Annotated in this window: 21 protein-coding genes; 18 read left to right on the forward strand and 3 right to left on the reverse strand. The window is 45.7% G+C overall.

What is annotated here, in order from left to right; all coding sequences use genetic code 11:
* Positions 1-65: 65 nt before the first annotated feature.
* The 16 genes from DFP76_RS01655 (at position 66) to ahpF (ending at position 18,607) form a co-directional block, all read left to right on the forward strand.
* Complete coding sequence (locus DFP76_RS01655; RefSeq protein WP_113872942.1) at positions 66-710, forward strand: TetR/AcrR family transcriptional regulator; 645 nt, start codon at positions 66-68, stop codon at positions 708-710.
* Positions 707-1,654 carry an HlyD family secretion protein gene (locus tag DFP76_RS01660; protein WP_113872943.1) on the forward strand — a complete coding sequence of 316 codons (948 nt, stop codon included), beginning with the start codon at positions 707-709 and terminating at the stop codon, positions 1,652-1,654. Before DFP76_RS01655 ends, DFP76_RS01660 begins: the two co-directional genes overlap by 4 nt.
* Complete coding sequence (locus DFP76_RS01665; RefSeq protein ID WP_113872944.1) at positions 1,651-2,571, forward strand: ABC transporter ATP-binding protein; 921 nt, start codon at positions 1,651-1,653, stop codon at positions 2,569-2,571. The genes DFP76_RS01660 and DFP76_RS01665 overlap by 4 nt, the downstream gene beginning before the upstream one ends.
* Positions 2,561-3,697 carry an ABC transporter permease gene (locus tag DFP76_RS01670; protein ID WP_113872945.1) on the forward strand — a complete coding sequence of 379 codons (1,137 nt, stop codon included), beginning with the start codon at positions 2,561-2,563 and terminating at the stop codon, positions 3,695-3,697. The genes DFP76_RS01665 and DFP76_RS01670 overlap by 11 nt, the downstream gene beginning before the upstream one ends.
* Positions 3,698-3,791: 94 nt before the next feature.
* Positions 3,792-4,706: a LysR family transcriptional regulator gene (locus DFP76_RS01675; RefSeq protein WP_113872946.1), complete on the forward strand. Its 915-nt coding sequence runs from the start codon at positions 3,792-3,794 to the stop codon at positions 4,704-4,706.
* Positions 4,707-4,798: 92 nt separating this feature from the next.
* On the forward strand, positions 4,799-5,599 hold the full coding sequence (locus DFP76_RS01680; protein ID WP_113872947.1) for a putative hydro-lyase: 801 nt from the start codon (positions 4,799-4,801) through the stop codon (positions 5,597-5,599).
* Positions 5,600-5,693: 94 nt separating this feature from the next.
* The gene (locus DFP76_RS01685) at positions 5,694-6,656 is read left to right on the forward strand and encodes a TRAP transporter substrate-binding protein (RefSeq protein ID WP_113872948.1); all 963 of its coding nucleotides are present in this window, start codon (positions 5,694-5,696) and stop codon (positions 6,654-6,656) included.
* Positions 6,657-6,768: 112 nt separating this feature from the next.
* Positions 6,769-7,287: a TRAP transporter small permease gene (locus DFP76_RS01690; RefSeq protein WP_181799773.1), complete on the forward strand. Its 519-nt coding sequence runs from the start codon at positions 6,769-6,771 to the stop codon at positions 7,285-7,287.
* The gene (locus tag DFP76_RS01695; protein ID WP_113872949.1) at positions 7,287-8,594 is read left to right on the forward strand and encodes a TRAP transporter large permease; all 1,308 of its coding nucleotides are present in this window, start codon (positions 7,287-7,289) and stop codon (positions 8,592-8,594) included. The genes DFP76_RS01690 and DFP76_RS01695 overlap by 1 nt, the downstream gene beginning before the upstream one ends.
* 35 nt (positions 8,595-8,629) lie before the next feature.
* Complete coding sequence (locus tag DFP76_RS01700; protein WP_113872950.1) at positions 8,630-9,388, forward strand: 5-oxoprolinase subunit PxpA; 759 nt, start codon at positions 8,630-8,632, stop codon at positions 9,386-9,388.
* Positions 9,385-10,098, forward strand: a complete 714-nt coding sequence (gene pxpB / locus DFP76_RS01705; RefSeq protein ID WP_113872951.1) for a 5-oxoprolinase subunit PxpB — start codon at positions 9,385-9,387, stop codon at positions 10,096-10,098. Before DFP76_RS01700 ends, pxpB begins: the two co-directional genes overlap by 4 nt.
* Positions 10,088-11,011, forward strand: coding sequence for a 5-oxoprolinase subunit C family protein (locus tag DFP76_RS01710; RefSeq protein ID WP_113872952.1), 924 nt, complete (start codon positions 10,088-10,090; stop codon positions 11,009-11,011). The genes pxpB and DFP76_RS01710 overlap by 11 nt, the downstream gene beginning before the upstream one ends.
* 271 nt (positions 11,012-11,282) lie before the next feature.
* Positions 11,283-15,131 (forward strand): response regulator, encoded by a 3,849-nt coding sequence (locus DFP76_RS01715; RefSeq protein WP_113872953.1) that lies wholly within the window; start codon positions 11,283-11,285, stop codon positions 15,129-15,131.
* Between the two features lie 11 nt (positions 15,132-15,142).
* Positions 15,143-16,246, forward strand: a complete 1,104-nt coding sequence (locus tag DFP76_RS01720) for a response regulator (RefSeq protein WP_113872954.1) — start codon at positions 15,143-15,145, stop codon at positions 16,244-16,246.
* A gap of 81 nt (positions 16,247-16,327) precedes the next feature.
* Complete coding sequence (gene ahpC / locus DFP76_RS01725) at positions 16,328-16,885, forward strand: alkyl hydroperoxide reductase subunit C (protein ID WP_113872955.1); 558 nt, start codon at positions 16,328-16,330, stop codon at positions 16,883-16,885.
* 174 nt (positions 16,886-17,059) lie between these two features.
* Positions 17,060-18,607 (forward strand): alkyl hydroperoxide reductase subunit F, encoded by a 1,548-nt coding sequence (gene ahpF, locus DFP76_RS01730; RefSeq protein WP_113872956.1) that lies wholly within the window; start codon positions 17,060-17,062, stop codon positions 18,605-18,607.
* 121 nt (positions 18,608-18,728) lie between these two features.
* Here ahpF and DFP76_RS01735 read toward each other — a convergent pair whose 3' ends face one another.
* Positions 18,729-20,576: a hypothetical protein gene (locus DFP76_RS01735; RefSeq protein WP_113872957.1), complete on the reverse strand. Its 1,848-nt coding sequence runs from the start codon at positions 20,574-20,576 to the stop codon at positions 18,729-18,731.
* 220 nt (positions 20,577-20,796) lie between these two features.
* Here DFP76_RS01735 and DFP76_RS01740 point away from each other — a divergent pair, with 220 nt between their 5' ends.
* Positions 20,797-20,988 (forward strand): type II toxin-antitoxin system Phd/YefM family antitoxin, encoded by a 192-nt coding sequence (locus tag DFP76_RS01740; protein ID WP_245931839.1) that lies wholly within the window; start codon positions 20,797-20,799, stop codon positions 20,986-20,988.
* Between the two features lie 189 nt (positions 20,989-21,177).
* On the opposite strand, the gene DFP76_RS01745 is transcribed toward DFP76_RS01740, so the two are convergent.
* Together DFP76_RS01745 and DFP76_RS01750 are read right to left on the reverse strand one after the other, a co-directional pair.
* Positions 21,178-21,735: an HdeD family acid-resistance protein gene (locus DFP76_RS01745; protein WP_181799774.1), complete on the reverse strand. Its 558-nt coding sequence runs from the start codon at positions 21,733-21,735 to the stop codon at positions 21,178-21,180.
* 167 nt (positions 21,736-21,902) lie between these two features.
* A complete protein-coding gene (locus tag DFP76_RS01750; protein ID WP_113872959.1) occupies positions 21,903-22,748 on the reverse strand; it encodes a LysR substrate-binding domain-containing protein in 846 nt (281 codons plus the stop codon).
* Between the two features lie 123 nt (positions 22,749-22,871).
* Here DFP76_RS01750 and DFP76_RS01755 point away from each other — a divergent pair, with 123 nt between their 5' ends.
* The gene (locus DFP76_RS01755) at positions 22,872-23,789 is read left to right on the forward strand and encodes a DMT family transporter (RefSeq protein WP_113872960.1); all 918 of its coding nucleotides are present in this window, start codon (positions 22,872-22,874) and stop codon (positions 23,787-23,789) included.
* Positions 23,790-23,844: the final 55 nt, after the last annotated feature.

The following is a 23,844-nucleotide window of genomic DNA, read 5'->3' on the forward strand; positions in this document are numbered from 1 at the left end:
TTCATTTCACAGTGCGCCGAAAAGACCTATATTCATCACGTGATGAATAACAACAGGGACTGCTCATGACTAGCAAAGTAGGACGCCCCAAAGGGGATCAGCAAGATACACGCCAAGCACTCATAGACGCGGCACGAGAAAGCTTCAGTCGCTACGGATATCGTAAGATTTCTACCCGTCAAATTGCTCAAAAAGCTGGCGTTGACGCGGCCATGATTCGTTATTACTTTGGCTCTAAGGCCAATCTGTTCGAAGCCATGGTAAAAGACACCCTGTCTCCCATGCTCAGTTTGCTCCGTCAGCACAGTCAAAGTGAAGCAGCTTTAACGCCTCTCACCTTAATGCAGACTTATTATCGAATGATGTCAGCTAATCCAAGTTTGCCAAGATTAATACAAGAAATTTTCAACCATCATGACGATGGCGATGCCTTCAGCATACTGGCCAACATTTTTGATGAAGTCTTGCTGCGCTCAAAACACTGGGCACAACAACTGCACCAGCAGCATAAAATTAACCCTGCATTAAATCCAGAGTGGATTCGCCTCAGTTTATTAAGCCTGATGATCTTCCCTTTATTGGCACCCAAGTACATTCAACAAGGACTTGGTATTGAGCTTTCCTCAGATTGGTTGTCGCAACTCGCAGAACATAACCATGCCTTATTACAAGATGGTTTATTCAACCCAAAAGAGGAAGCAGACCAATGAAAGTGTGCCGTGTTCTTATCTCTATTGCATTCCTATCTGCCCTGAGTGGTTGCCAACCAGAAGCGAAACATATCGCCATGGGCACACTAGAAAGAGATCGCATTCTGTTATCGGCCACCGCCAATGAAACCATTCGCCATATTTGGGTTCACGAAGGGCAGCCCGTGCAAGTGGGTGATACCCTTATACAACTCAATGATCGCAAAGCGCGAGCCTTGTTGGAACAGCGCCAAGCCGAGTTAGCCAAGGCTCAAGCCTCTTTAAATAAATTGCTGTCTGGCACCCGAGATGAACAGATTGCCGCAGCACGAGCCGAACTGAATGTTGCACAGGCCGAAAGTAACAACGCCACCTTAGCCTACCAAAGAAGCAGCGAACTGTTCCGTAAAAAAGCCATAGGAAAAGCGGATTTAGACGCAGCAAAAAGTCAGCTAGAAGCCAAAAGTGCCGCCGTGTCCGCCCAACAAGCAAGACTGAAAGAGTTACAAAATGGCGCTCGACCGCAAGACATTCAAGCTGCACAAGCTGACGTAGCCAATGCTTTGGCGGCGGTCACTTGGCAACAGCAAGTGTTATCAGACCTGACCATTAAAGCTTCCCATGATGGCCTAGTTGACAGCCTACCTTGGCACGAAGGAGAAAGGGTCTCGACCGGCACACAATTAATCAGCCTACTTTCAAATGAGCGCCTTTATGCTCGTGTGTATTTACCCGCACAGGCACTTAATCAAGTTCATCAAGGTAGCCAAGTTGATGTCTATGTTGACGGCATTGCGGCACCTTTTTCTGGCCAAATTCTTAATATTCGAGCCATGCCCGCTTTTACCCCTTTTTATGCCCTTAATGAGAAAGATCGAGATCGACTCATGTACCTCACCGATGTGCTGCTAAAGGATGCAGATTCACTCACCACAGGCATGAGCTTAGAGGTACGCATCCCATGAGCCAACTTGCTATCGAAGCCAAAGGATTGAGCAAGCAATTTGGTCAACAGATCGCCGTCAATCAACTGGATTTGAGCATTCCCAAAGGTTGTATTTATGGTTTTCTTGGCCCCAATGGTTGCGGCAAATCCACTTCTATTCGCTTACTAACCGGTTTATTAGAAGCCACCAGCGGCGAAGTCCGCATTTTAGGAGAGCCACTCAAAGGCAATGAAGAATCACTAAAGCGTCGTTTAGGTTATATGACGCAAAAATTCTCCTTGTACGACACCCTAAGTGTCAAAGAAAATCTACAGTTCGTGGCATCCATTTATGGCTTTACTGGTCAACGAGCCCGACAACGTATAGACGAATTGTTGTCCCTGTATGATCTTACAGCGCAAAGCAAACAATACGCTGGCTCAATGAGTGGCGGACAAAAACAACGTTTGGCATTAGCATGCGCCACCTTACACTCTCCTGAACTGCTGTTTCTCGATGAACCAACGTCAGCCGTCGACCCGGAGAATCGTCGCGAATTTTGGGAACGTCTGTTTGACCTGAGTGCCGCTGGCACCAGCATTCTCGTGTCGACTCATTACATGGACGAAGCAGAACGTTGTCACGCTTTGGCGATTCTTGAAAAAGGCCATAAACGTGCCGATGGATCACCTCAGGACCTCATGGCGCAACTGCCAGCCAGTGTGATTGAACTATCCGGAAACGCACTGCGTGAGGTTAAACAGCGCCTTATTCAGCATTCTAGTGTGCTTTCTGCAGCGCAAGTGGGCGCTTACTTACGTGTGTTAGTCAAAGACAACCAACCCGCACCAATAGACTTCATCCAGCGACTGTGTCCTGATCATCAAGTCGCATTAACACGCCCCAACTTGGAAGATGTATTTGTGGTCAGCACAGGAGGTCGCCATGTGGGTTAGAATCTATGCCGTGTTACGCAAAGAGCTTAAGCAATTATCGCGGGACAAAATGACGTTCGGTATGGTGATTATGATTCCACTGGTGCAACTGTTGCTCTTTGGTTACGCCATTAATACCGACGCCAGACACATTCCCACAGGCTTAGTAAACCTCAGTCACAGCAGTGAAAGTCGCGCGTTAATAAGTGACTTAGAAGCTAGCCAAAGCATCGACTTCCAACAGCAATATTCAGACATTCACAGCGCTCAGCAAGCCATAGTGAAAGGCGAAGTCCGGGCGGTTCTCTATTTACCAAGAGACTTTGGTAGCCGTCTCGTACAACACCCCAATTATTATTCTGGACAAAAAGCCGCTACTCAGGCGTTTACTCGCCCTGTTGGGCAATGGCTGGTTGACGGCTCCGACACCGTCATTACTTCAACCATCAAAGCGTTACAAAATATGCCCTTACAGTCAGTGGGCAATCGCAAGGTAGAACAAGCTGTTACCAGCTTCGCCGTGGTACCTTTTTTCAATCCTGAACAACGTACCGTGGTGAACATAGTCCCTGGTCTAGTGGCCGTGATTTTAACCATGACCATGATACTGTTTACTTCAGCGGCCATCGTCAGAGAAAGAGAACAAGGCAACATGGAGTTCCTGATCAATACACCTATTCGCTCCATTGAACTCATGGTAGGCAAAATTATCCCTTATGTGTTGGTGGGCTTGCTGCAAGTCGGCATCATTTTGGGTATAGGACACTGGGTGTTTTCGGTGCCATTAAGAGGTGGTCTAAGCAGCTTATTACTCGCCGCTTTGCTGTTTATCTTTGCCAGTTTAACCTTGGGATTGGTGATTTCTACCTTGGCAAAAACTCAGTTACAAGCCATGCAAATGACCATTTTCATTCTGTTACCATCGATACTCTTATCCGGCTTCATGTTCCCTTATGAAGCCATGCCAAGCCTAGCTCAATGGATTGCCGAGTGCCTACCTGCCACTCATTTTATGCGTATGATACGCGCCATTGTGTTACGCGATGCCATGTTAGCCGAGCTGCTAAAGGACAGCATTTGGTTAATCGCTTTTACTCTGTGCGGTCTATTCATCGCCTCGCGACGCTTCCGTAAAAAGCTGGGTTAACAAATACCTCATAGGACTCCTGTCATTTCGGCTTTATACTGGTGACATAATAAATCAAATATAAATAACAGCTGAAGTTGCACAGGAGTCGGCCTTGAATTACAAACGTCTTGAAACCTTTGTTTGGGTTGCCACGTTAGGCAGTTTTCGTAAAGCAGCGGAACGCTTACACACCACCCAACCGGCCATTTCAGCCCGAATCTCTGGCCTGGAAGACGAGCTTGGCGTGAAACTGTTTGAACGAGAGGGCGGTTCCAGCCCGATTATTTTGACACCAAAAGGCAAAGAGTTACTGCCCTACATAGAAAAAATCCTGTTTCAATCGGAACAGCTACGCAAACGTGCTGAGGCAGACACGGCCTATTCTGGGGTACTGCGTTTGGGGGTCTCCGAAACCATAGTCAACACTTGGCTACCGGACTTCTTAGCACGTTTACACAAAAAATCCCCCAACTTAAACGTCGAACTGACGGTGGACATCACCACAGTATTGGCAGCAGGCGTGAAAGATCGAACCTTGGATTTAGGCTTATTAATGGGTCCCATATCTGAGCCAAGTATCGTCAACCATGATTTATGTACCTTCGCACTCTCTTGGGTATGCAGTCCTAAATTGGGTTTGCCTGAGCGTTTACTTTACCTTGAAGAACTCACCCCTTGGCCTATCATCACCTACGCAAAATCCACCAAACCCTATGCGGAAATTGTGCAAAAGTTTCGTAGCCTAGAAGGCAACCCAGCACACTTTTACGCTTCAACGTCACTGGCTGCTATTCGCAGTTTGGCAATCGATGCCGTGGGCATCGCCACTTTACCTGACATCATGATCAGCAAAGAATTGGAAGACGATGTGCTGCGCAAGATACACACTATTTGGACCCCTCATGATTTGAAGTTTACAGCCTCCTATTCAGACGAGCCTTTCAATCCTCTGGCCGAAATGGCCGTTGATTTAGCGATTGAAGCCGCGCAAAAATACGAAAATACCTTGCTTGATAAAATTAATTGATCAAATAACCCAAAAAAACACGATTAGACTTTTCATAGCGAGGAACACTACTCTTAGAAAAAACAAAATGTGCAAAAATAAGGAACTCTCCCATGAACCCATCGGCAAAGCCACTCGCACAGCAAGCTTATGAACTGCGACAAGCCATTCGCGAGCAAACGCATACCGGTCCGACCAGTGGCCTCGCCACTGGCACCATGCAAGGCAATATTGTTATTTTACCTGCTGATTGGGCCAACGAATTTTTATTGTACTGTCAGAAAAATCCCGTTTCTTGCCCACTGATTGGTGTATCTGAAATAGGTGATTATCGCTTACCCGATTTAGGCAAAGACATCGACATGCGACACGATGTGCCTGAATACTATGTTTACCGTGATGGTATCAAAGTAGAAAGCCGTGCTGACATCGCCGACCTATGGCGCGATGACTTGGTGGTATTTGTCTTAGGCTGCTCTTTCTCGTTTGAAAATGCCTTATCTCAAGCAGGCCTAACACCACGCAACATTACCGAGGACGTCAATGTATCCATGTACGAATCCTCGATCCCAACCACACCTGCTGGCCGTTTCTTTGGCAATACGGTAGTGACCATGCGTCCTTACACACCAAAAGACGCCATTCGAGCCATTCAAATCACCACACGCTTTCCAAAAGCCCACGGTGCGCCATTGCATTTTGGCACCCCAGAAGACATTGGCATTCAGGATCTCAGCCAACCCGATTTCGGCGATCCTGTCTCGGTAAAAGACGGTGAAGTACCGGTTTTTTGGGCTTGTGGTGTCACCCCACAAGTCGCTGTACGTAACGCCAAGCCACCGTTCTGTATCACTCATGCCCCCGGCAAAATGCTGGTGACAGATTTATTAGATACCGATTTGGCGGTTCTCTAATCCGTTTGCTTTACGCGGCCTTCCTTCCCAGGCGAGGTGGCGCTTTATAACACAATCAAAACAACACTAACCTTCAACGAAAGGATAAGGAACAATGAAAAAACTCACGACCGCTCTGGTTCTGGGCAGTGTACTGTCCACTTCCGCTTACGCTGCTAAATGGCACATGCCAACCCCTTACGGCGACGGCAACCTACCAACGCAAATCGCCTACGGCTTTGCTGAAGAAATCAAAAATACCACCGGTGGCGACCTAGACATTACCGTCCACTCTGGCGGCTCTTTGGTGCAACACACGGAAATTCCTCGTGCGGTTAAAACCGGCCAAGTACAGATGGGTGAAGTCTTCATCGGTATTTTGGGCAATGAACATCCGGTGTTCAAACACGACAACATTCCTTTCTTAGCAACCTCTTTTGATGATGCGAAGAAACTTTGGGAAGCGGCGAAGCCACAGGTTGAGCAGCAACTGGATAAAAGCGGTATGAAGATGCTGTACGCGGTGGCTTGGCCTGCGCAAAGTCTTTATACAAAAATGCCAGTGACTAAGTTGAGCGACTTATCAGGTGCAAAAATGCGTGCTTACAGTCCATCCACTTCTCGTTTGGCCGATCTAATGGGCACGACGCCAACGACGATTCAAGTACCAGACATTCCACAAGCATTTAGTACTGGCATCATTCAAGCCATGATCACCTCACCGTCTACCGGTGTTGATAGCCAAGCTTGGGACTATGTGAACTACTACACAGATGTCAAAGCATGGATTCCTAAGAACATTGTTGTGGTGAACAAACGCGCCTTCCGTCGTCTTGATAAAGACACCCAGAGTGCGATCTTAGCTGCGGCGAAAAACGCTGAAGCCCTAGGCTGGGAAAAAGTAGCGGAGCGTGCAGCGAGCGACAAAGCGAAATTAGCGGCAAATGGTATGCAAGTAAGCGACCCGTCTCCAGAGTTGCTTAATGAGCTGCAAGCGATTGGTGCCACTATGATAGAGGAATGGAAAGCCGAAGCGCCAAAAGAAGTTGGCGATATCTTAACTCGCTACCAAAACTAAGCACTTTCTTGAAGGTCATCTAAACGTCGTATTTGACCTTCTCACACCGTCTGGTTTCTTCGCCCCCATGTCAGTAGGCTAGACGGTGACTTTTCTATCAAAAGTGAACACTATGAACCAAATAAAAGAAAAATTATATCTCTGTTCCGGCTTGCTCGCTGGGTTTTGCATCCTCCTCATTACCTTATTGCTGCTGGCGCAAATCGTCGGTCGTTTATTCGGTTTCATTGTGCCGTCTGCGGAAGATTTTGCTGGTTATGCTTTAGCGGCTTCGACCTTTCTAGGTCTGGCCTACACCTTTAGAGAGGGCGGTCATATTCGTGTGACCCTTGTGATTCAGCGTTTCTCTCCTGTCTCACGTAAATGGCAAGAAGGCGTTATTCTTGGTCTATCACTTGCCTTGATCAGTTACTTATCTTATTCGTGTGCCTACATGGTATACGAGTCTTATGTCTACGATGAAGTCTCTTACGGCTACATTCCAGTGCCATTATGGATTCCCCAAATCCCCGTTGCTGTGGGTGTTATCGCTCTAAATCTAGCGGTATTGGATGCCTTAATCAGTCTATTGAAAGGCAAAACACCTAGCTACAGTGAACACGAAAGTGCCCTTGAATTGGAGGAAATCTAATGGATTTAATGTGGATTGCTATTCTATTAGCTTTTGCTCTGTTGGCCCTATTGTCACTTGGTGTTTGGGTGTCTTTCACCTTGATTACCATTGGCGGTCTAGGACTGATTTTGTCCGAGAATTACCAAGTCAATCTGTTGTTTGCTACCTCCAGTTGGGGCGCCAGTACAGCTTGGTCACTCACCGCTTTGCCGCTGTTCATTTGGATGGGTGAAGTGCTGTTTCGTACCCGCTTGTCGGAAGACTTATTCAAAGGCTTGTCTCCTTGGCTAAACGGCGTGCCGGGCAAACTATTACACGTCAATATTTTAAGCTGTGGTATTTTCGCCGCGGTCTCTGGCTCCTCAGCGGCAACGGCCGCTACCATAGGTCGTATGACCTTGCCAGAATTGCGCAAACAAGGTTACAGCGAACGTATGGCGATTGGCACCCTAGCGGGATCAGGCACATTAGGTCTGTTGATTCCGCCGTCCATCATTTTGATTGTTTATGGCGTGGCTGCAGAAGTCTCGATTGCACGCTTGTTCATCGCGGGAGCCTTGCCAGGACTATTACTGGTCAGTTTGTTCATGGGCTTTACTATGGTCTGGGGGTATCTGCACAAAGATGAACTGCCACAAAAAAACCAACATGACACCAGTTGGCCGATGCGCATCAAAGCGCTGCGTAAACTGTTGCCTGTAGTGGGCCTAATTGGTTTTGTCTTGGGCTCCATTTATGGTGGTATCACTACGCCAACCGAAGCCGCCGCATTAGGCGTAACCGGTGCATTAATTCTCGCAGCCATGACAGGATCATTAAGCCGAAACAGCTTTATCGAGAGCTTACTCGGCGCTGTGAAAAGCTCTTGTATGATTGGGTTCATCTTGGTGGGTGCTCACTTCCTAACCCTTGCCATGGGCTTTTTAGGCATTCCAAAAGCCTTAGCTCTGTGGATAGGCGGTCTTTCCTTGTCCCCCATGGAACTGATTTTATACCTCACGGTGTTGTTCGTGGTGTTGGGCTGTTTCCTAGATGGTATTTCGGTCGTGGTACTGACGGTTGCCGTGATTATGCCAATGGTAGAAGCCGCTCATATTGACCTACTTTGGTTTGGTATCTTCATCGTACTTGTGGTGGAAATGTCACAAATCACACCGCCGGTTGGCTTCAATCTCTTTGTCATACAAGCCTTAACCGGTAAAAACATTCTGTATGTAGCCAAAGCCGCTTTGCCTTTCTTCTTGTTGATTGGTGTAGCGATTGCCTTAATCAGTGTGTTCCCAGAAATTGTTACCTATCTACCAGCGACCATGTCACAGAACTAATGGCCTCGCAGTAACGGATTTAAGGATGCATTAAGATGAAATTGAATTGCGATATGGGCGAAGCCTTCGGGGCTTGGAAAATGGGCGAAGATGAACAGATCATGCCCTTTGTCGATCAAGCCAATGTGGCCTGTGGTTTTCATGCCTCAGACCCGCTCACCATGAGTAAAACAGTCGCGCTGGCAAAGCAACATGATGTCACCATTGGCGCGCACCCAGCGTATCCTGATTTAGTGGGATTTGGACGTCGTAACATGGACATAGCCCCTGTAGAACTAAAGGCGCTGATTCAATATCAAATTGGCGCTTTACAGGGTATTTGCCAAGCTCACAATGCCAAGCTCAGTTATGTGAAACCTCACGGGGCTTTGTACAACCAGATGATGGCCGACTTTGCGATTTTAGACACAGTGATGCAAGCCGTAAGTGAACTGGATACGTCTCTGACCCTCATGGTGATGGCTGTCCCAGAAGCGGAACAGGTCAAACAACTGGCCGCTAAATACGGTTTAAACGTCTGGTTTGAAGCCTTTGCCGATCGTTTATACACAGACGAAGGCCGACTTACACCACGTAAACAGCCTAATGCCGTACACGCCAGTTTTGAACTGATTGAACAACAGGTTGTACAACTGTGTGAGACGGGCACTTTAACCACAGCATCGGGACAGACGTTGGCCATTCATGCCGACACCATTTGCGTACATGGCGACGGTGACCATGCAGTAGATGCGGTCAAACGCATTCGCAAACTGGTCGATGTAACGAATCAAGATAACGCGACCACACCATGAGCCAAGCTGTATCCCCTTTATTACCCGACATGGATATGGTCAGTGACAATGCCTGTTTACTGACCTTCAGTCAGACCATCAGTGAGGCCATTTCGGATCGCATTGCACAAGTCAGCCAGCAATTGACGAACCTACCTGGCATTATTGATCTAATACCTTCTTACACCACCTTATTAGTGGTGTTTGATGGCGATCATTTTGACCGTTTTGCCATTTGCAAAGCCATACGCCAGTTAATTCTCAAGTTAGACCCAAAGGACGCCTTGCAAGCCGATGTGCGTGAGATTGTCATTCCCGTGTATTACGGTGCTGAAGTGGGCCCGGATTTAGACGAAGTCGCGGCTCACTGCGGCCTATCAACCAATGACGTCATAGAGCAACACAGTGCCAATTTGTATCGCGCCTACGCCATCGGCTTTACGCCAGGGTTTGCGTTTTTAGGCAATACCCCAGCGCAACTCCATATAGGACGTAAAACTACGCCACGTTTAAAAGTGCCAATTGGCAGTGTCGCCATTGCTGAAAACCAAACTGCGGTTTACCCAAGCGTCACACCGGGAGGCTGGCAGATCATAGGTCGAACTCCGATTAAATTAGTCGATTGGGGAAGCGAAAATTTGGCCCTAATTGCCATGGGCGATAAGGTTCGATTTGAACCCATTTCAAGACAAGACTTTTTGGCTCAAGGAGGCAATCTGGATGGCTTTTAAAGTAATCAAACCAGGCATGCTTGCCTTACTACAAGACTTAGGCCGCCACGGTCATCAAGCGATTGGTGTCACAACAGGTGGTCCTATGGATGAGCTGGCTTTTCGTTGGGCCAATGCGTTATTAGACAATGATGATAACGCCCAACAACTGGAAATCACCTTCGGCATGCTGTCTCTAGAAGCCCAAGCCAATACCAGCGTGGCGTTAACGGGCGCTGACTTAGACGCCTCATTAAATGGAAAAAGTCTAACGCCGTGGCAAACCTACGCGGTGAAAAAAGGCGATGTCTTAAGCTTTCAACAGCCCGTTTGGGGATTGCGTGCTTATCTGGCAGTGAAAGGGGGATTTCAATGTGAGCCAACCCTCGGCAGTATCGCCACCGTGATGCGGGAAAAAATTGGCGGTTTAACCGGCAAAGGCGATAAATTACACAAAGACGATATCCTGCCTTTCCAAGCCTATGATCAGCACCAACAAAGGTCAGTCCCTCGTGCTGCGATTCCCGATTACAGTCAATCCGACATTCCGCTGGTATTGGGTTATCAGTATCGTAGCTTTTCGGATTTACAAAGGGCGCACTTTTTCTCCAGTGATTACAAGGTTTCACAAAACAGTGATCGGATGGGCTATCGCTTGGAAGGAAATGCCATTCAAGGGGATGCAAAAGGCATCATTTCAGAAGGCATTGCCTATGGTTCCGTGCAGATCCCAAAGGACGGTCAACCTATCGTTTTGTTACGTGACCGACAAACCATTGGCGGCTACCCTAAAATGGGCTGTGTGACACGCTTTGGCGGCGCTTTGCTGGCACAGAAAAAGCCTGGCGATGCCATTCAGTTTACCCCCATCACTGTCGATCAAGCCGAACATGAAAGGCACTTGCAAATGGCTCGTTTGCAACAGTGGCGTTAAACGGATTCCATCCTTTCCCGCTCTTTTACATTCTGTATCATCGCAGTAAAAGAGCGCAACAATCCGACAGCCACCCTTACACATCATGACACATCTCCGTCTGAGTTTTACCTGCCTATCCATTAAACTTAAAGAGTAAAAAAAGCAGAATAATGAAACCGATGAGACGGGCTCACAATATAAATTTGCATCGCGTCTTTTAAAATGGTCTGGCGGTGGTCAACCTTCATCTGCTTTACAAGTTAAAAGACGATTTTAAAGCAGGGATATCATGCGAACAGTTAAGCACTTCAACAATACAACTTCTCTACTTGTCTGGGTAATGGCAGGTGTGGTGCTGTTTGCCACTCTTATTGGCGCCGCCATTTTGGCCAGCACCATTCAAAATCTTCGCGTCCAGCAGCAACTGCTGGTTGAACAACAAAATGCTATGTTACGCAATACGGCTAAACTGCGTGAAATCGTCCCCGCTCAACATAACGCAATGCACCGACATTTAAGGGAAAATGACCACAATCACGACCTAAACTCCGAAGCCTGGCTTACCCAATATCAACAAACCGCCACAGACTTACAAAATAGCTCCGGCCAGCAAATAGAACTGCTGGCTTTAGCGGACCGCCTAAAGCAGCAGGGCATGGCGATTGAAAGTATTTTTAATCGCGTAGCAGACTGGCATGACCGTAAAGCAGAGTTTGCCGCGCAGTCAGCGTTAAACCAACGCATTGAACAAGCACAGTTAAAAGTTGAAGCACTACGTAGCTTAGCGAATGCCCTAAACAGTCGCTATCGTCAGCAGGAAAACCGTACACTCTACGATTACAATCGACAACAAGAGGACAGTCAGTCCAACCTGCTGGAATACTATATCAGTTTGAGAGACACCCATTTAGATACCGCTTTAACCATGCTAATCGAAGACGTTGTTGAACTTGATACCGCCTTGTTTTCTCTGTTTTATATTAACAATATCAATGAACTAAACGATCTAATTAACAACAGCTTGACGCCTTCTATTGTGCTTTTAGAAGAAACGGTTGAGGTTATTCGACCTGTTTACCCTGCTTACGCAACCAGCATCGATCGTCAACTTAGCGACCTCACAAACATCCTCTATAACAATCCAGAATCGCGATCAGACAAGGTTCAAAACACCGCTCAGCCTACCGCAGCCTTGCTTAGTGACCTAAGACAAAACATCGTCTTAGAGAATGAGGCCAAAGTGCTAGGACAAGCATTAGACAATACTTTCTTTCCTATTGAGTCTTATTTAGATCAGATCAATATTTTGGTACAGAAAGAGTCTCACTCATTTGAAAAACAGATTGGGGATGAACTGCAAGCGGTCAGCCTACAATCTGGACTGGTCAGTGCAGCGACTATTTTCATCACCCTTCTACTGGCTTGGGCGATTTCGCGAAAGCTATCCCGTCAACTCAAACACATCATTGAGAGTGAAGACCGTTTTCGTTCTATGTTTGAATCCTCGCCAGATCCTGCTTGGATTATGGTGAATGAACAAATCGTTGAAATAAACGAAGCCGCCACGAACAAGCTGAGCCATATATTTAACGACCTTAAAAAACACTCGCTTATACACCTAACACCCACATTCCAAGCCAATGGTAAGCATTCAACTGGCGAAATTGACACACTGCTGAATACGGTCAAGACGACAGGGCAAGCACAGACAGAATGGCTCTTTAGAGGCGATGACGCTCAACCGATATACGCAGACATGACGTTGCTATCTGTCACCTATCAGGATCAAGAGGCCATCATTTGTACTTGGCGAGACATCACCAAACGTCAACAAACCCAACGTTCTTTGGAATCTTACAAAGAGCAATTGGAACAAGAGATCGAAGAACAAACCTTTGAGCTTAAACAAGCTAAAGAGATCGCCGAACAAGCCAATCAAGCGAAAAGTGACTTTCTAGCCAATATGAGTCATGAAATTCGCACGCCTATGAACTCCATCATTGGCATGTCTCATCTGGCATTACAGACGGGTCTCGAAGAAAAGCCACAAAACTACATCCAAAAGGTACTGGGCTCTGCCGAATCCCTACTGGGCATTATCAACGATATCCTCGATTTTTCGAAAATCGAAGCCGGAAAAGTAGAGATCGAAAAGCACCCTTTTCATCTACAAGATGTTCTCTCGGATGTGGCCAACATTTTGTCTTTAAAAGTGGAAGAAAAAGGCCTTGAGCTGATTTTTAACGTCTCGCCAGAATTGCCAAACAACTTAATAGGTGACGCTTTGCGCCTCAGACAAGTTTTGCTTAATTTAGGCAATAATGCAGTCAAATTTACTAGTAGCGGCGAAGTGATTATTCACGTCGGACTCAATCAGATACTCAATGACCGAGACATAGAGTTGCATTTTTCTGTTCAAGATACCGGCATTGGGATCAGTGAAGAGAATCAAAAACACCTGTTCCGCTCTTTCTCACCGGCCGATTCATCAACGACCCGCCGCTTTGGTGGAACTGGACTGGGGCTAGCAATTTCAAAACAATTGTCCGAGCTCATGGGCGGTGAAATCTGGGTAGAAAGTAAAGAAGATCAAGGCAGTACGTTCCACTTTACCATTCAGCTGACCACCTCAGACGTCGTAAGCCAACAGGACGATGTGACACACATGCCCAGCATTCAGCGTGTTTTGGTGATTGATGACAATGATGCCGCAAGAGAAATTCTCAGTTCAAACGTCAAAGCTTTGGGATTGTGCTGTGATTCGGCAAAAGATGGCTTTCAAGCGCTTGAGCGGGTACAACGAGCCCAATCCGAAGGCAGCGAATACCAGCTTATTTTAGTCGATTGGCAGATGCCTAAAATGGATGGCATCGAAACTTGCCGCCACATTTTAAACCAGTCAGACAAAACGCTACCCACAATGATTATGGTCACCGCACACAGCTTAGCAACGGTCAGACAAGCTGCCAGTGATTTAGACATCGCGGGCTACTTAACCAAGCCAGTTACCTTATCTAGCCTGTTTGACGCCATCATGTCGTCTCATCGCTTAGATCAAACCATCATCACCCAGCAGGTAGACACGGACGAGCAGTCAACACACTATTTGAATCTAGAAGGTGCACGCATTCTATTAGTAGAAGACAACGAGATTAATCGAGAATTAGCGGAAGAATTACTCAACCAACAAAAAGTCGAACTCAGTGTGGCAATGAATGGCCAGGAAGCGCTAGAGAAAATTGAAAATAACACCTTTGATCTTGTTCTAATGGATTGCCAGATGCCTGTTATGGATGGTTATCAAGCCACCCGCGCCATTCGTCAACAAGCAAAATTTGACCGTTTACCAGTCATTGCCCTGACCGCCAATGTATTAACTCATGACATTCAAAGAGCCATGGAAGCAGGCATGAATGACCATATTGCCAAACCGATTAACACTCATAATATGTTTTCGACGATATCCAAATGGTTGCCTGAGACTGCACCACTAACACACCATACTCAAGTCGATTCATCTGTGAGTGATGACTCGACGTTGCAAGCAAACTTGGCTCTGCCACACTTGCCTAACATCAACATAAAACAAGGGCTGAAGCATACTCATACCGAAGCTCTCTATTGCAAAATGCTGACCCGCTTCCTTGAGAAATACCAGACCTTTATCACGGAATTTGAACAACATTTGGTACAACAAGAATGGGCCGAAGCCAAGCGTTTAAGCCATACCTTAAAATCGATTGCCGCCACACTGGGAATGACCAATCTGAGCAAAATGGCCGCCGAGCTGGAGACAGATTGCTCACAACAAGACGTCAAAGCCGAACTGGCATTTGAGCTCGAAAGCATCCTGAGTGGTTTAATGTTATGGCAGTCCAAATTACCTAAAAGCAGTAACGATCAAAGTGAAGAGAAGTCCTTAAGCTCTGAGGAAAAACACAAACAATTGAGCGACTTACGCCATTACTTGGAGCAAAATTCAATCAAAGCGCAAGAGCTTGCGCAACAGCTTGCCCCTTACTTCAACAAGGACGATGAAAAAACCTTATTCAAACTGATTTGCGATGCCGTAGCCTATTATGACTTTGATAGTGCTTTAGCTTGCGTCGACAATTTAGACAAAAAGATTCAATCTTAGCGAGTTATATTATGAGCAACATCAGCAACCTTCATTCAATCGATGGAACGACACAAGCGACCATCTTGCTGGTCGATGATACACCTGAAAACATCGACCTCTTGGCCGCGTCCCTGCGTGACGACTATCAATTGAAGGTCGCTCTCAATGGTGCAAGAGCGTTGGCCATTGCACAAGACAAACACCAGCCAAAGCCTGACCTGATCTTACTCGACGTCATGATGCCTGAAATGGACGGTTACCAAGTTTGTAAACACTTAAAAGCCGACCCGACAACCGCGCACATTCCAGTGATTTTTGTGACCGCCAAACATGAAGCAGGGGATGAAGAGTACGGCTTTGATCTAGGCGCAGTTGATTACATTACCAAGCCTTTTTCGCCCAAATTAGTTCGTGCGCGGGTGCGCACTCATTTGGCGCTGTTCGATCAAAATCGACAATTATTTAACCAAGTACAAGAACGAACCAAAGCCCTACAAGACAGCAAACTGCGCATCATTCAGCACCTTGGTAAAGCCGTCGAGTACAAGGATAATGAAACAGGTGCCCATGTCATTAGAATGAGCCTCATCTCACGCTTATTGGCCGAACATACGGTCAGTGATCAGGCTTGGGTGGAGCGTCTTTTTCAAGCCGCGCCTATGCATGATGTTGGTAAAATAGGGGTGTCTGATAACATCTTGCGCAAACCCGGTAAACTGACACCAGATGAGTGGGAGGAAATGAAAAAGCATCCTCTTATCGGCGCGCAAATTCTTGAGTCTGACGACGATCCATTGCTGTTCATGGCCAGTGTGGTTTCTTTAACCCATCATGAAAAGTGGGATGGCAGTGGCTACCCAAACCAATTAATGGCAGATCAAATCCCATTGGAAGGACGCATTGTCGCGATCGCAGATGTGATTGATGCCTTGCTGTCCAAACGACCTTACAAAGAGCCTTGGACCGTCGAACAAACCATCGAGTACCTAAGCGAACAAAAAGGCAAGCATTTCGATCCTGATTTAGCCGATCTGGCCATTAAGCTGATGCCACAAATTGTTGAAATCCGGGCATTATACCCAGATGAATCCTCTAGTTTGCTTGATGATAGCTTTTTTAAATTAGCATACTAAATAATAACAATTTTATTAATTTTAGGATGTCTTCTAATATGTGTCTTGTTGGTAACGCAAACACTTATTAGGAGACACAAAATGATCAACACTCAAATCAAACCATTTAACGCAACTGCTTTTAAAAACGGCGAATTCGTAGAAATCTCTGAAAAAGACGTACTAGGCAAATGGGCCGTGTTCTTCTTCTACCCAGCTGACTTCACTTTTGTATGTCCAACTGAACTTGGCGACGTTGCTGACAAATACGAAGAACTACAATCTCGTGGCGTTGAAGTATTCTCTGTTTCTACAGACACTCACTTCACTCACAAAGCTTGGCACGACAGCTCTGACACTATCGGTAAAATCAACTACTACATGGTAGGCGACCAAACTGGCAACATCACTAACAACTTTGGTGTGATGCGTGAAGGCCAAGGTCTTGCAGACCGCGCCACTTTCTTGATTGACCCAGAAGGTACAATCCAAGCAATGGAAATCACAGCTGAAGGTATCGGCCGTGACGCAGAAGACCTTCTTCGCAAAGTAAAAGCGGCTCAATATGTTGCTGCTCACCCAGGCGAAGTTTGCCCAGCTAAATGGAAAGAAGGTGAAGCGACATTGGCTCCATCTCTAGACCTAGTCGGCAAAATCTAAGACGACTCTCCTAACGGTTGGACGCGCCGCGTCCAACCTTGGGCTTGCCCAGTCTTGGCACTAAGCCCTCAACACAAAATCTTTCGGTGCAATCGCCTCAAGCAGAGCTTGTTAGGCTTGGATTTTTACGCCCGAAATTTACAGTAATCCTCAACTTTAAACGGGTTAAACACTATGTTAGACGCAAATATGAAACAACAGTTGGGCACGTACCTTCAAAATATCGTTAATCCGATTGAGATTACTGTGTCCTCAAATGGCAATGACAAATCAGCAGAATTGGTTGCCCTTGCACAAGATATTGAATCATTAAACTCTGCCAAAATTGGCCTAACCATTGATGAGAACCCTAGCGGTCGTGCGCCACAAATGGCCATTGGCCCAAAAGACGAAGCACCTCGCGTTCGCTTTGCCGGTATCCCAATGGGACACGAATTTACCTCTCTTGTGCTAGCACTTTTGCAAGCCGGTGGTCACCCATCGAAAGCAGCACAGGAAACCCTAGAACAAATTAAAGGCTTAGACGCCGAACTGAACTTTGAGGTGTACATTTCCCTCTCATGTCACAACTGCCCAGACGTAGTTCAAGCGGTTAACCTAATGGCCGTACTCAATCCGAAGATTACCGCCACCATGATCGACGGCGCCTTATTCCAGAGTGAAGTGGACGAGCGCAACATCATGGCCGTACCTGCCGTCTTCTTAAATGGCGAGCACTTTGGCCAAGGTCGTATGACATTGGATGAAATTCTAAACAAAGTCGACACAGGTGCCGCTGACAAACAAGCTGCTTCTCTATCCGAAAAAGAAGCGTATGACGTCTTAGTTGTAGGTGGTGGACCAGCAGGTGCTGCAGCAGCCATCTACTCTGCACGTAAAGGTATCCGTACTGGTGTTGTCGCAGAACGTTTCGGTGGTCAAGTGGCCGACACTATGGCCATTGAGAACTTCATTTCCGTCAAAGCCACTGACGGTCCAAAACTGGTCGCAGGCCTTGAGCAGCATGTACTGGATTACGATGTTGACCTAATGAAAACTCAGAAAGCCGTGCGCTTAGAGAAAAAAGACTTAGTAGAAGTTGAACTGGAAAATGGTGCGGTTCTTAAGAGTAAGTCTGTCATTCTGGCAACCGGTGCTCGCTGGAGAGAAATGAACGTTCCTGGCGAACAAGAATACCGCGGTAAAGGCGTTGCTTACTGCCCACACTGTGACGGTCCATTGTTCAAAGGTAAGAAAACCGCGGTTATTGGTGGTGGTAACTCTGGTATCGAAGCAGCCATTGACCTTGCTGGTATCGTTGAACACGTTACCGTACTGGAATTTGGCGACACACTTCGCGCTGACGATGTATTGGTGAAAAAGGCTGAATCACTTGCCAATGTGACCATCATCAAAAATGCCATGACAACCGAAGTATTGGGCGATGGCGAACGCGTGATTGGCCTGAAATACACAGATCGCAAGACAGACGAATCTCATCTAGTGGATGTGGCCGGAATCTTCGTGCAAATTGGCTTGGTGCCAAACAGCGAATTCCTAAAAGACACACTGGAATTGACTAACCGTGGTGAAATTGTGGTGAACGGACACGGTGAGACATCAATGCCTGGTGTATTCGCCGCGGGTGATGTCACCACTGCACCTTACAAACAAATCATCATCTCAATGGGATCAGGTGCAACGGCTGCCCTCGGCGCATTTGATTACCTAATCCGCCACTAAGTGGATTAGGTAAGGCCCTCGTTGAATTGAAGACCCCTTCTTTCGATTCAACGGCTACTCATTCAGACCTTGATACGCCCTTTGCCTTAGCAAAGGGCGTTTTTTTATGTTGATCACAAAGTTATATATTCTTTGCTATCAGATCGGTCTTAAGTAGGCCACCTTTGGTAAAGAGTTTGGCGGAGAATTTAGGGTTTCTGCGGTTTTTATAAGCATCTAAAATTTGTTTTAAGCCACGCGCTTCTAATAGCGAAATGTTGACCTCTGTATCCATTTCGGCTGATTCTACAAAGTCATCAGAAAAAGAAGGCGCTACGATCAAAACTTGAGCAACTCTTTTGCCTGCATTTTCACATCGATTTACATAGGCTTTTACCTGCCGAGACGTAGTAGAGTACTTTGCAAAATCCCCATTCTTACATGTTTTTGCTTCTCCAATAATGACATCATCATCACTCAAAGAAAGTAATATATCGACCTTATCCTTCGCGGTATTGATTGACCGCCTTAGATCTTCATCTACCTCTAAACCTAACTGCTCAAAAATTGCTTTTGTCACTTCTTCAAACTTAACGCCGATTTCAGCCTCAGTAATTTCAATATTTTCAGCTTTTAATGCAGCTAAATCTCGTTGTGCTAGCGCAGCATAATTTTCAATCAAGCGATCTGTCGCATCCGCAAATGACTCTAAAATCATTAACCTAGGGTTCCCTCTTTTACTCAACCCCATACTGTCACGAACCGCCTTTACTTCATCATTGGTTAACACATATAAAATGTCATAAGGCGTAATACTTAATGCTCTCAATTTATCAACATCAAGTGCTTCGTTATCCTCTATTTCAAATTCTGTTTGTAGCATTGTATTGAGCTCTGGAAAATGCTGCTGTAATGAAGCGAACATCTCTTTAAACCCTGTCGCGCTAAGCGCATTAAACTCAAACTCAGCTGAGTTGTTTAAACAGCTAATAATTAAATCTGCTCGTTCATCCAATGTTGTTCCAATCTTTTCTAAATCCAAACTAAGATCTTCTATTAATAATTTTAGACGCTCTTTTCTTTCATTTAAGCCAGAATCAGAAGGACAAAGATCCTCTTTCAACATATGATGACTTTTTAACCCCATAGCAATGATGGTCTTTATCTTATCTTTTCGTTCTATCCCTCGAATGCGTTTGTCATGAGCCTTAAGAATGTTACTTAACTCTGCGTCAGAAAGAGTTCTTAATATTCGAAGTACATGTTTATCTGCCAAGTCTTTACCCAAAATACGATTCAGCATGGCAACCACTTCGTCAGCAATAAACACCAAATGATCTTTTCTCCTCACAAAAACAATGCCCAACTCTCTCATTGCATTTAGGCAATCCATCACGCCATTTTGAGGAATTTGGTTCACTAGGTGCTCTATGGCATTCTTAAATTCAGCCGTTATGTCCAATTTACTTGCTAGAATATTTAAGATACCACGCTCATCATCAGTAATTTTTGCGTCTCGATTATGGGCTTCATCATTGAAATACGCTTCTCTCAAACAGGCATGATAAATATCTAAACGCCTTATTTCTGAAAGATAGTCAGTCTGTTGATCTTCCTCTTCAAACTGGTTGTTAATTTCTTTAGAGAGTCGATCTATCTCCCCCCATTCTTTAAGGTAAAGAGTTTCTAACCAAGACATCCGAGCAATACTATTTCCATCTCGACTTACAATGTTCGTTAACAAACTTGCCTGAACACCTAACATGGCTAACTGTTCTTTTACGGATTTTTCAAAATACGGTAAAACTAATTTAAAAAGTTGAACAATTTCACCACTCGACGCATTTTTTATTTGCCCATCGAGCTTTTGTACTCGTTTAGCAAGCTCTTTGTCATGGGTCATTGCTTCATTGCAAACTCGATCGAGAGCATTAATAAACTTAGATTTTTCAACTTGATTAACCGATGCCAATATATTTGAAAGCTTCATAATAATCCTCTATCCATGTTATCCGTGACTATTATGAAGATAGCTGAAAGCTGAAAAAAATCACGATACGGCTGAGATTAATGATGCATCTAAGCGCTGCATGCTACATTTGCCTATGGCGATTTTTATCGAAATATTCTGTTGGCAGACCAAAAGCAAACTATTGGGTACAAAAGCAGGTACAAGTACAATTTTAGGAACTTAGTTGAAGGTGTCGATTATGGATACGCTAAGTTACTCAGCTTTTAGAGCAAATCTTGCCAGTACGCTTGATAAAGTGAATAACGATCATAAACCTGTTCTCATTACTCGTCAGGGCGGGAAATCGGCTGCACTGATTAGCTTGGTAGACTTTCAAGCGTATGAAGAAACAGCCTATTTAATGGCAAGTCCAAATAATGCCTCTCGTTAAACGAAGCCATTGCCGAAATAGAAACAGGTAATGCAATAAAAAAGAATCTTATTGAAGAATGATCTTAGCTTCGGTAGATCATGCCGCCAAAGCTTCTGGCAAAAAATTAAGATTGAAATTTTCTAATAAAAAAGCGGTGTTTTAACTCGTTAAAGAGTTAAAACACCGCTTCGATCGGATAACCGAGGATTATCGGTAAGATCTCACTAGAGCCAATAAGCCAAAGCCATTGATAATCAGGTTAATCCCCACAATGACGCTTAAAAAGATGGGGGCCGCTTTCGGTAAATCCCACAACATCAGTAAAGCAATGGCGAGAGATAAGACAGCCGACACCGCGACCATAGCACGATAACTGCCAGTTAATTTGCCTGTAAAAAGTCGGATGAGTTTCACGACACCATCCACACCAAAGATGATTGCCATGATTAGCCCTAAACTGATCACGCCACTTAGCGGGTTAGTTAGCAGAATAAAAGCAATGAAGGCGAAGATGAGACCACTGACCACATCATAGGTAAAACCGCGCCATTGGCGTATAAAAAAAGCATGGGCAAAGCTGGCGACAGCAGCAATAAACAATGTCCAACCTAGAATTTTTTCAATTCCTAGGGCAAACGTCGTCGGTGCGAGTAAGGCGTAAAAGCCCAATACAATAAAAACACTCGCGATGACTTTAAGCATGGTCTGATGTTTTCTTACCGCTTGTTTAAGCAGTTCACTGGGCGAATAAAAATCGGCTGACATGACAAATTCCTTCTTTCGTTTAGACATCAATGAATTATGTTGACTGAAAATCAGTCTAACAAGCCGCTTAAATTATCGCCATGTACGGCATGCAGGAATAGTTGAAACTTTATGAATCAATTTAGAACCTCACTGGTACAATCCATACGTTGTTCTCAAGCGCTGCTTCAGTTTGTTGCTAATTCAACGAAGGCACTGATGGCACTGGCAGGGTTGTCTTTGCGTGCTACCAAGTAAGTCGTTGCTTGTGCAATATCCTCATCTACATGCCGATACGCCAAGCCGTCTGTTTGGTGTAAGGCCAGCAAAGACTTTGGCACCATACCAATGCCCATTCCCGCCACCACACAACCTAACATAGTAAAATGACTCGGTATTTCAATGACTCGCTCACAGGTTAAACTGTGGCGCTTCAACCAGCTCTCTAATCTGTGTCGATAGGAACAGCCCTTGTTATAACCCACCATGGTCAGCGCTGATGGCAAACTGTCATTATCTTGCCAAGCTTTCGGCATAATGAGCACCAACTCTTCTTCAAAACAAGGGAAGCATAATAATCTTGGATCATCCGGTGGATCGGACGCCATGACCAGGTCCAACTCTCCCTCTAGCACCCGATCAATAAGCGGCATGGAAGCCGCGGTCATAAGCTCAATTTGTACATCCGGGTAACGCGCATGGTACTTGGACAACAGAGTCGGTAATCGTGATGCCGCGCTGCTTTCCATGGAACCTAACCTCAACAGACCGGAAGGTTCCGATTGTGTTAATTCGGCAATAGCGCTTTTCTGCAGCTGTAGAATTTGTTGCGTGTAATCCAGCAACCTCAGCCCCGCCGACGTAATGACCAGTCGATTGTGTTCACGAATAAACAAATCAATGTTCAGCTCCGCCTCTAGCTTTTTAATTCGAGCCGTAACGTTTGAGGGCACGCGATGCAAAGCTTCCGCCGCTCGAGTTACGCCTTGATGCTCTACCACAGCTTTAAACACAATTAGGTCGGATATTTCCATAGCAAGGCCTCTTCATTCAACACCATTCATTATTAATGAACGAAGTGTTCTTAATTATTCATTTATAATGAATACAAATATACCGTAGACTGATTAAAAGTTAAACAGATGAGGATACCTAAAATGACACATGACACTTTGCCAACAAAAGGACTGGCCTACGCTCTGGCAGCTGTTGCAATCTGGACAGGGTTTATCTTGGTATCCAAAGCGGGCAGTTTGGCAGCATTGGCTTTGCCTGACATGATGATGGTGCGCTTTGGTACTGCATTCATCCTGTTTTCTCCGTTCATTTGGCAACACAGAACCGTCATCCTGCAATGGCGCATGTTGGTATTAGGTACTATTGGGGGCTTAGCTTATGCCTTGTCGGTATTTAATGGTTTTGCCAATGCGCCAGCCACTCACGCCGCTTTATTACTCCCAGGCTTAATGCCTATTATGATTGCTGTATTCGCTTACTTTTTAGCGGGTGAACGCCACTCTAGGGCCGCCTGGCTGGGTATTCTATTAAGCAGCGTCGGCATACTGGCACTGTTGGTCGAAGCCTTCACTTCAGGGACGAGTTATTGGTTAGGCGATAGTAGCTTTGTCTTAGCCTGTGTATTTTGGGGGGTTTTCACTGTGTTATTAAGACGTTGGCATTTTGCACCTTGGCAGGCCACATTAGGCATAATCGCGGTGACTTTCACTCTGTTTGCTCCAGTCTACGTCCTGTTTTTGCCACATCATCTTCTAGATGCTTCTTGGCAAATGGTGGGACTGCAAGCTTTCTATCAAGGGGTCATGGCCACCACAGTTCAAATGGTTTGTTACGGCCGTGCCGTTCATTTGATTGGCGCAACCAGAATGGGCAGCTTAATGGCTTTGGTTCCCGTGTTCGCCAGTAGCTTAGCCGTTCCTTTATTTGATGAAGCTTGGAGCTTAGGATTGACGATTGCTTTAGTGAGCATTTTACTTGGCACTCTAGTAGGCAATTTGCCTATCCCAAGAATCATTCAAAAACTACGTCGTACTACTACGCGTAAATGTTACATTTAAAATTGATACTCCGAAACAAAAAAGCCGAGGCACAATCTGTTTGCCTCGGCTTTTT

It is taken from the genome of Marinomonas aquiplantarum (assembly GCF_003314975.1).
GTDB lineage: Bacteria > Pseudomonadota > Gammaproteobacteria > Pseudomonadales > Marinomonadaceae > Marinomonas > Marinomonas aquiplantarum.

Excerpts from the sequence above, each read along its gene's own strand:
- DFP76_RS01655 (WP_113872942.1), top strand. The coding sequence starts at position 66 with ATGACTAGCAAAGTAGGACGCCCCAAAGGGGATCAGCAAGATACACGC.
- DFP76_RS01660 (WP_113872943.1), top strand. The coding sequence starts at position 707 with ATGAAAGTGTGCCGTGTTCTTATCTCTATTGCATTCCTATCTGCCCTG.
- DFP76_RS01665 (WP_113872944.1), top strand. The coding sequence starts at position 1,651 with ATGAGCCAACTTGCTATCGAAGCCAAAGGATTGAGCAAGCAATTTGGT.
- DFP76_RS01670 (WP_113872945.1), top strand. The coding sequence starts at position 2,561 with ATGTGGGTTAGAATCTATGCCGTGTTACGCAAAGAGCTTAAGCAATTA.
- DFP76_RS01680 (WP_113872947.1), top strand. The coding sequence starts at position 4,799 with ATGAACCCATCGGCAAAGCCACTCGCACAGCAAGCTTATGAACTGCGA.
- DFP76_RS01685 (WP_113872948.1), top strand. The coding sequence starts at position 5,694 with ATGAAAAAACTCACGACCGCTCTGGTTCTGGGCAGTGTACTGTCCACT.
- DFP76_RS01690 (WP_181799773.1), top strand. The coding sequence starts at position 6,769 with ATGAACCAAATAAAAGAAAAATTATATCTCTGTTCCGGCTTGCTCGCT.
- DFP76_RS01695 (WP_113872949.1), top strand. The coding sequence starts at position 7,287 with ATGGATTTAATGTGGATTGCTATTCTATTAGCTTTTGCTCTGTTGGCC.
- DFP76_RS01700 (WP_113872950.1), top strand. The coding sequence starts at position 8,630 with ATGAAATTGAATTGCGATATGGGCGAAGCCTTCGGGGCTTGGAAAATG.
- pxpB (WP_113872951.1), top strand. The coding sequence starts at position 9,385 with ATGAGCCAAGCTGTATCCCCTTTATTACCCGACATGGATATGGTCAGT.
- DFP76_RS01710 (WP_113872952.1), top strand. The coding sequence starts at position 10,088 with ATGGCTTTTAAAGTAATCAAACCAGGCATGCTTGCCTTACTACAAGAC.
- DFP76_RS01715 (WP_113872953.1), top strand. The coding sequence starts at position 11,283 with ATGCGAACAGTTAAGCACTTCAACAATACAACTTCTCTACTTGTCTGG.
- DFP76_RS01720 (WP_113872954.1), top strand. The coding sequence starts at position 15,143 with ATGAGCAACATCAGCAACCTTCATTCAATCGATGGAACGACACAAGCG.
- ahpC (WP_113872955.1), top strand. The coding sequence starts at position 16,328 with ATGATCAACACTCAAATCAAACCATTTAACGCAACTGCTTTTAAAAAC.
- ahpF (WP_113872956.1), top strand. The coding sequence starts at position 17,060 with ATGTTAGACGCAAATATGAAACAACAGTTGGGCACGTACCTTCAAAAT.
- DFP76_RS01735 (WP_113872957.1), bottom strand. The coding sequence starts at position 20,576 with ATGAAGCTTTCAAATATATTGGCATCGGTTAATCAAGTTGAAAAATCT.
- DFP76_RS01740 (WP_245931839.1), top strand. The coding sequence starts at position 20,797 with ATGGATACGCTAAGTTACTCAGCTTTTAGAGCAAATCTTGCCAGTACG.
- DFP76_RS01745 (WP_181799774.1), bottom strand. The coding sequence starts at position 21,735 with ATGTCAGCCGATTTTTATTCGCCCAGTGAACTGCTTAAACAAGCGGTA.
- DFP76_RS01750 (WP_113872959.1), bottom strand. The coding sequence starts at position 22,748 with ATGGAAATATCCGACCTAATTGTGTTTAAAGCTGTGGTAGAGCATCAA.
- DFP76_RS01755 (WP_113872960.1), top strand. The coding sequence starts at position 22,872 with ATGACACATGACACTTTGCCAACAAAAGGACTGGCCTACGCTCTGGCA.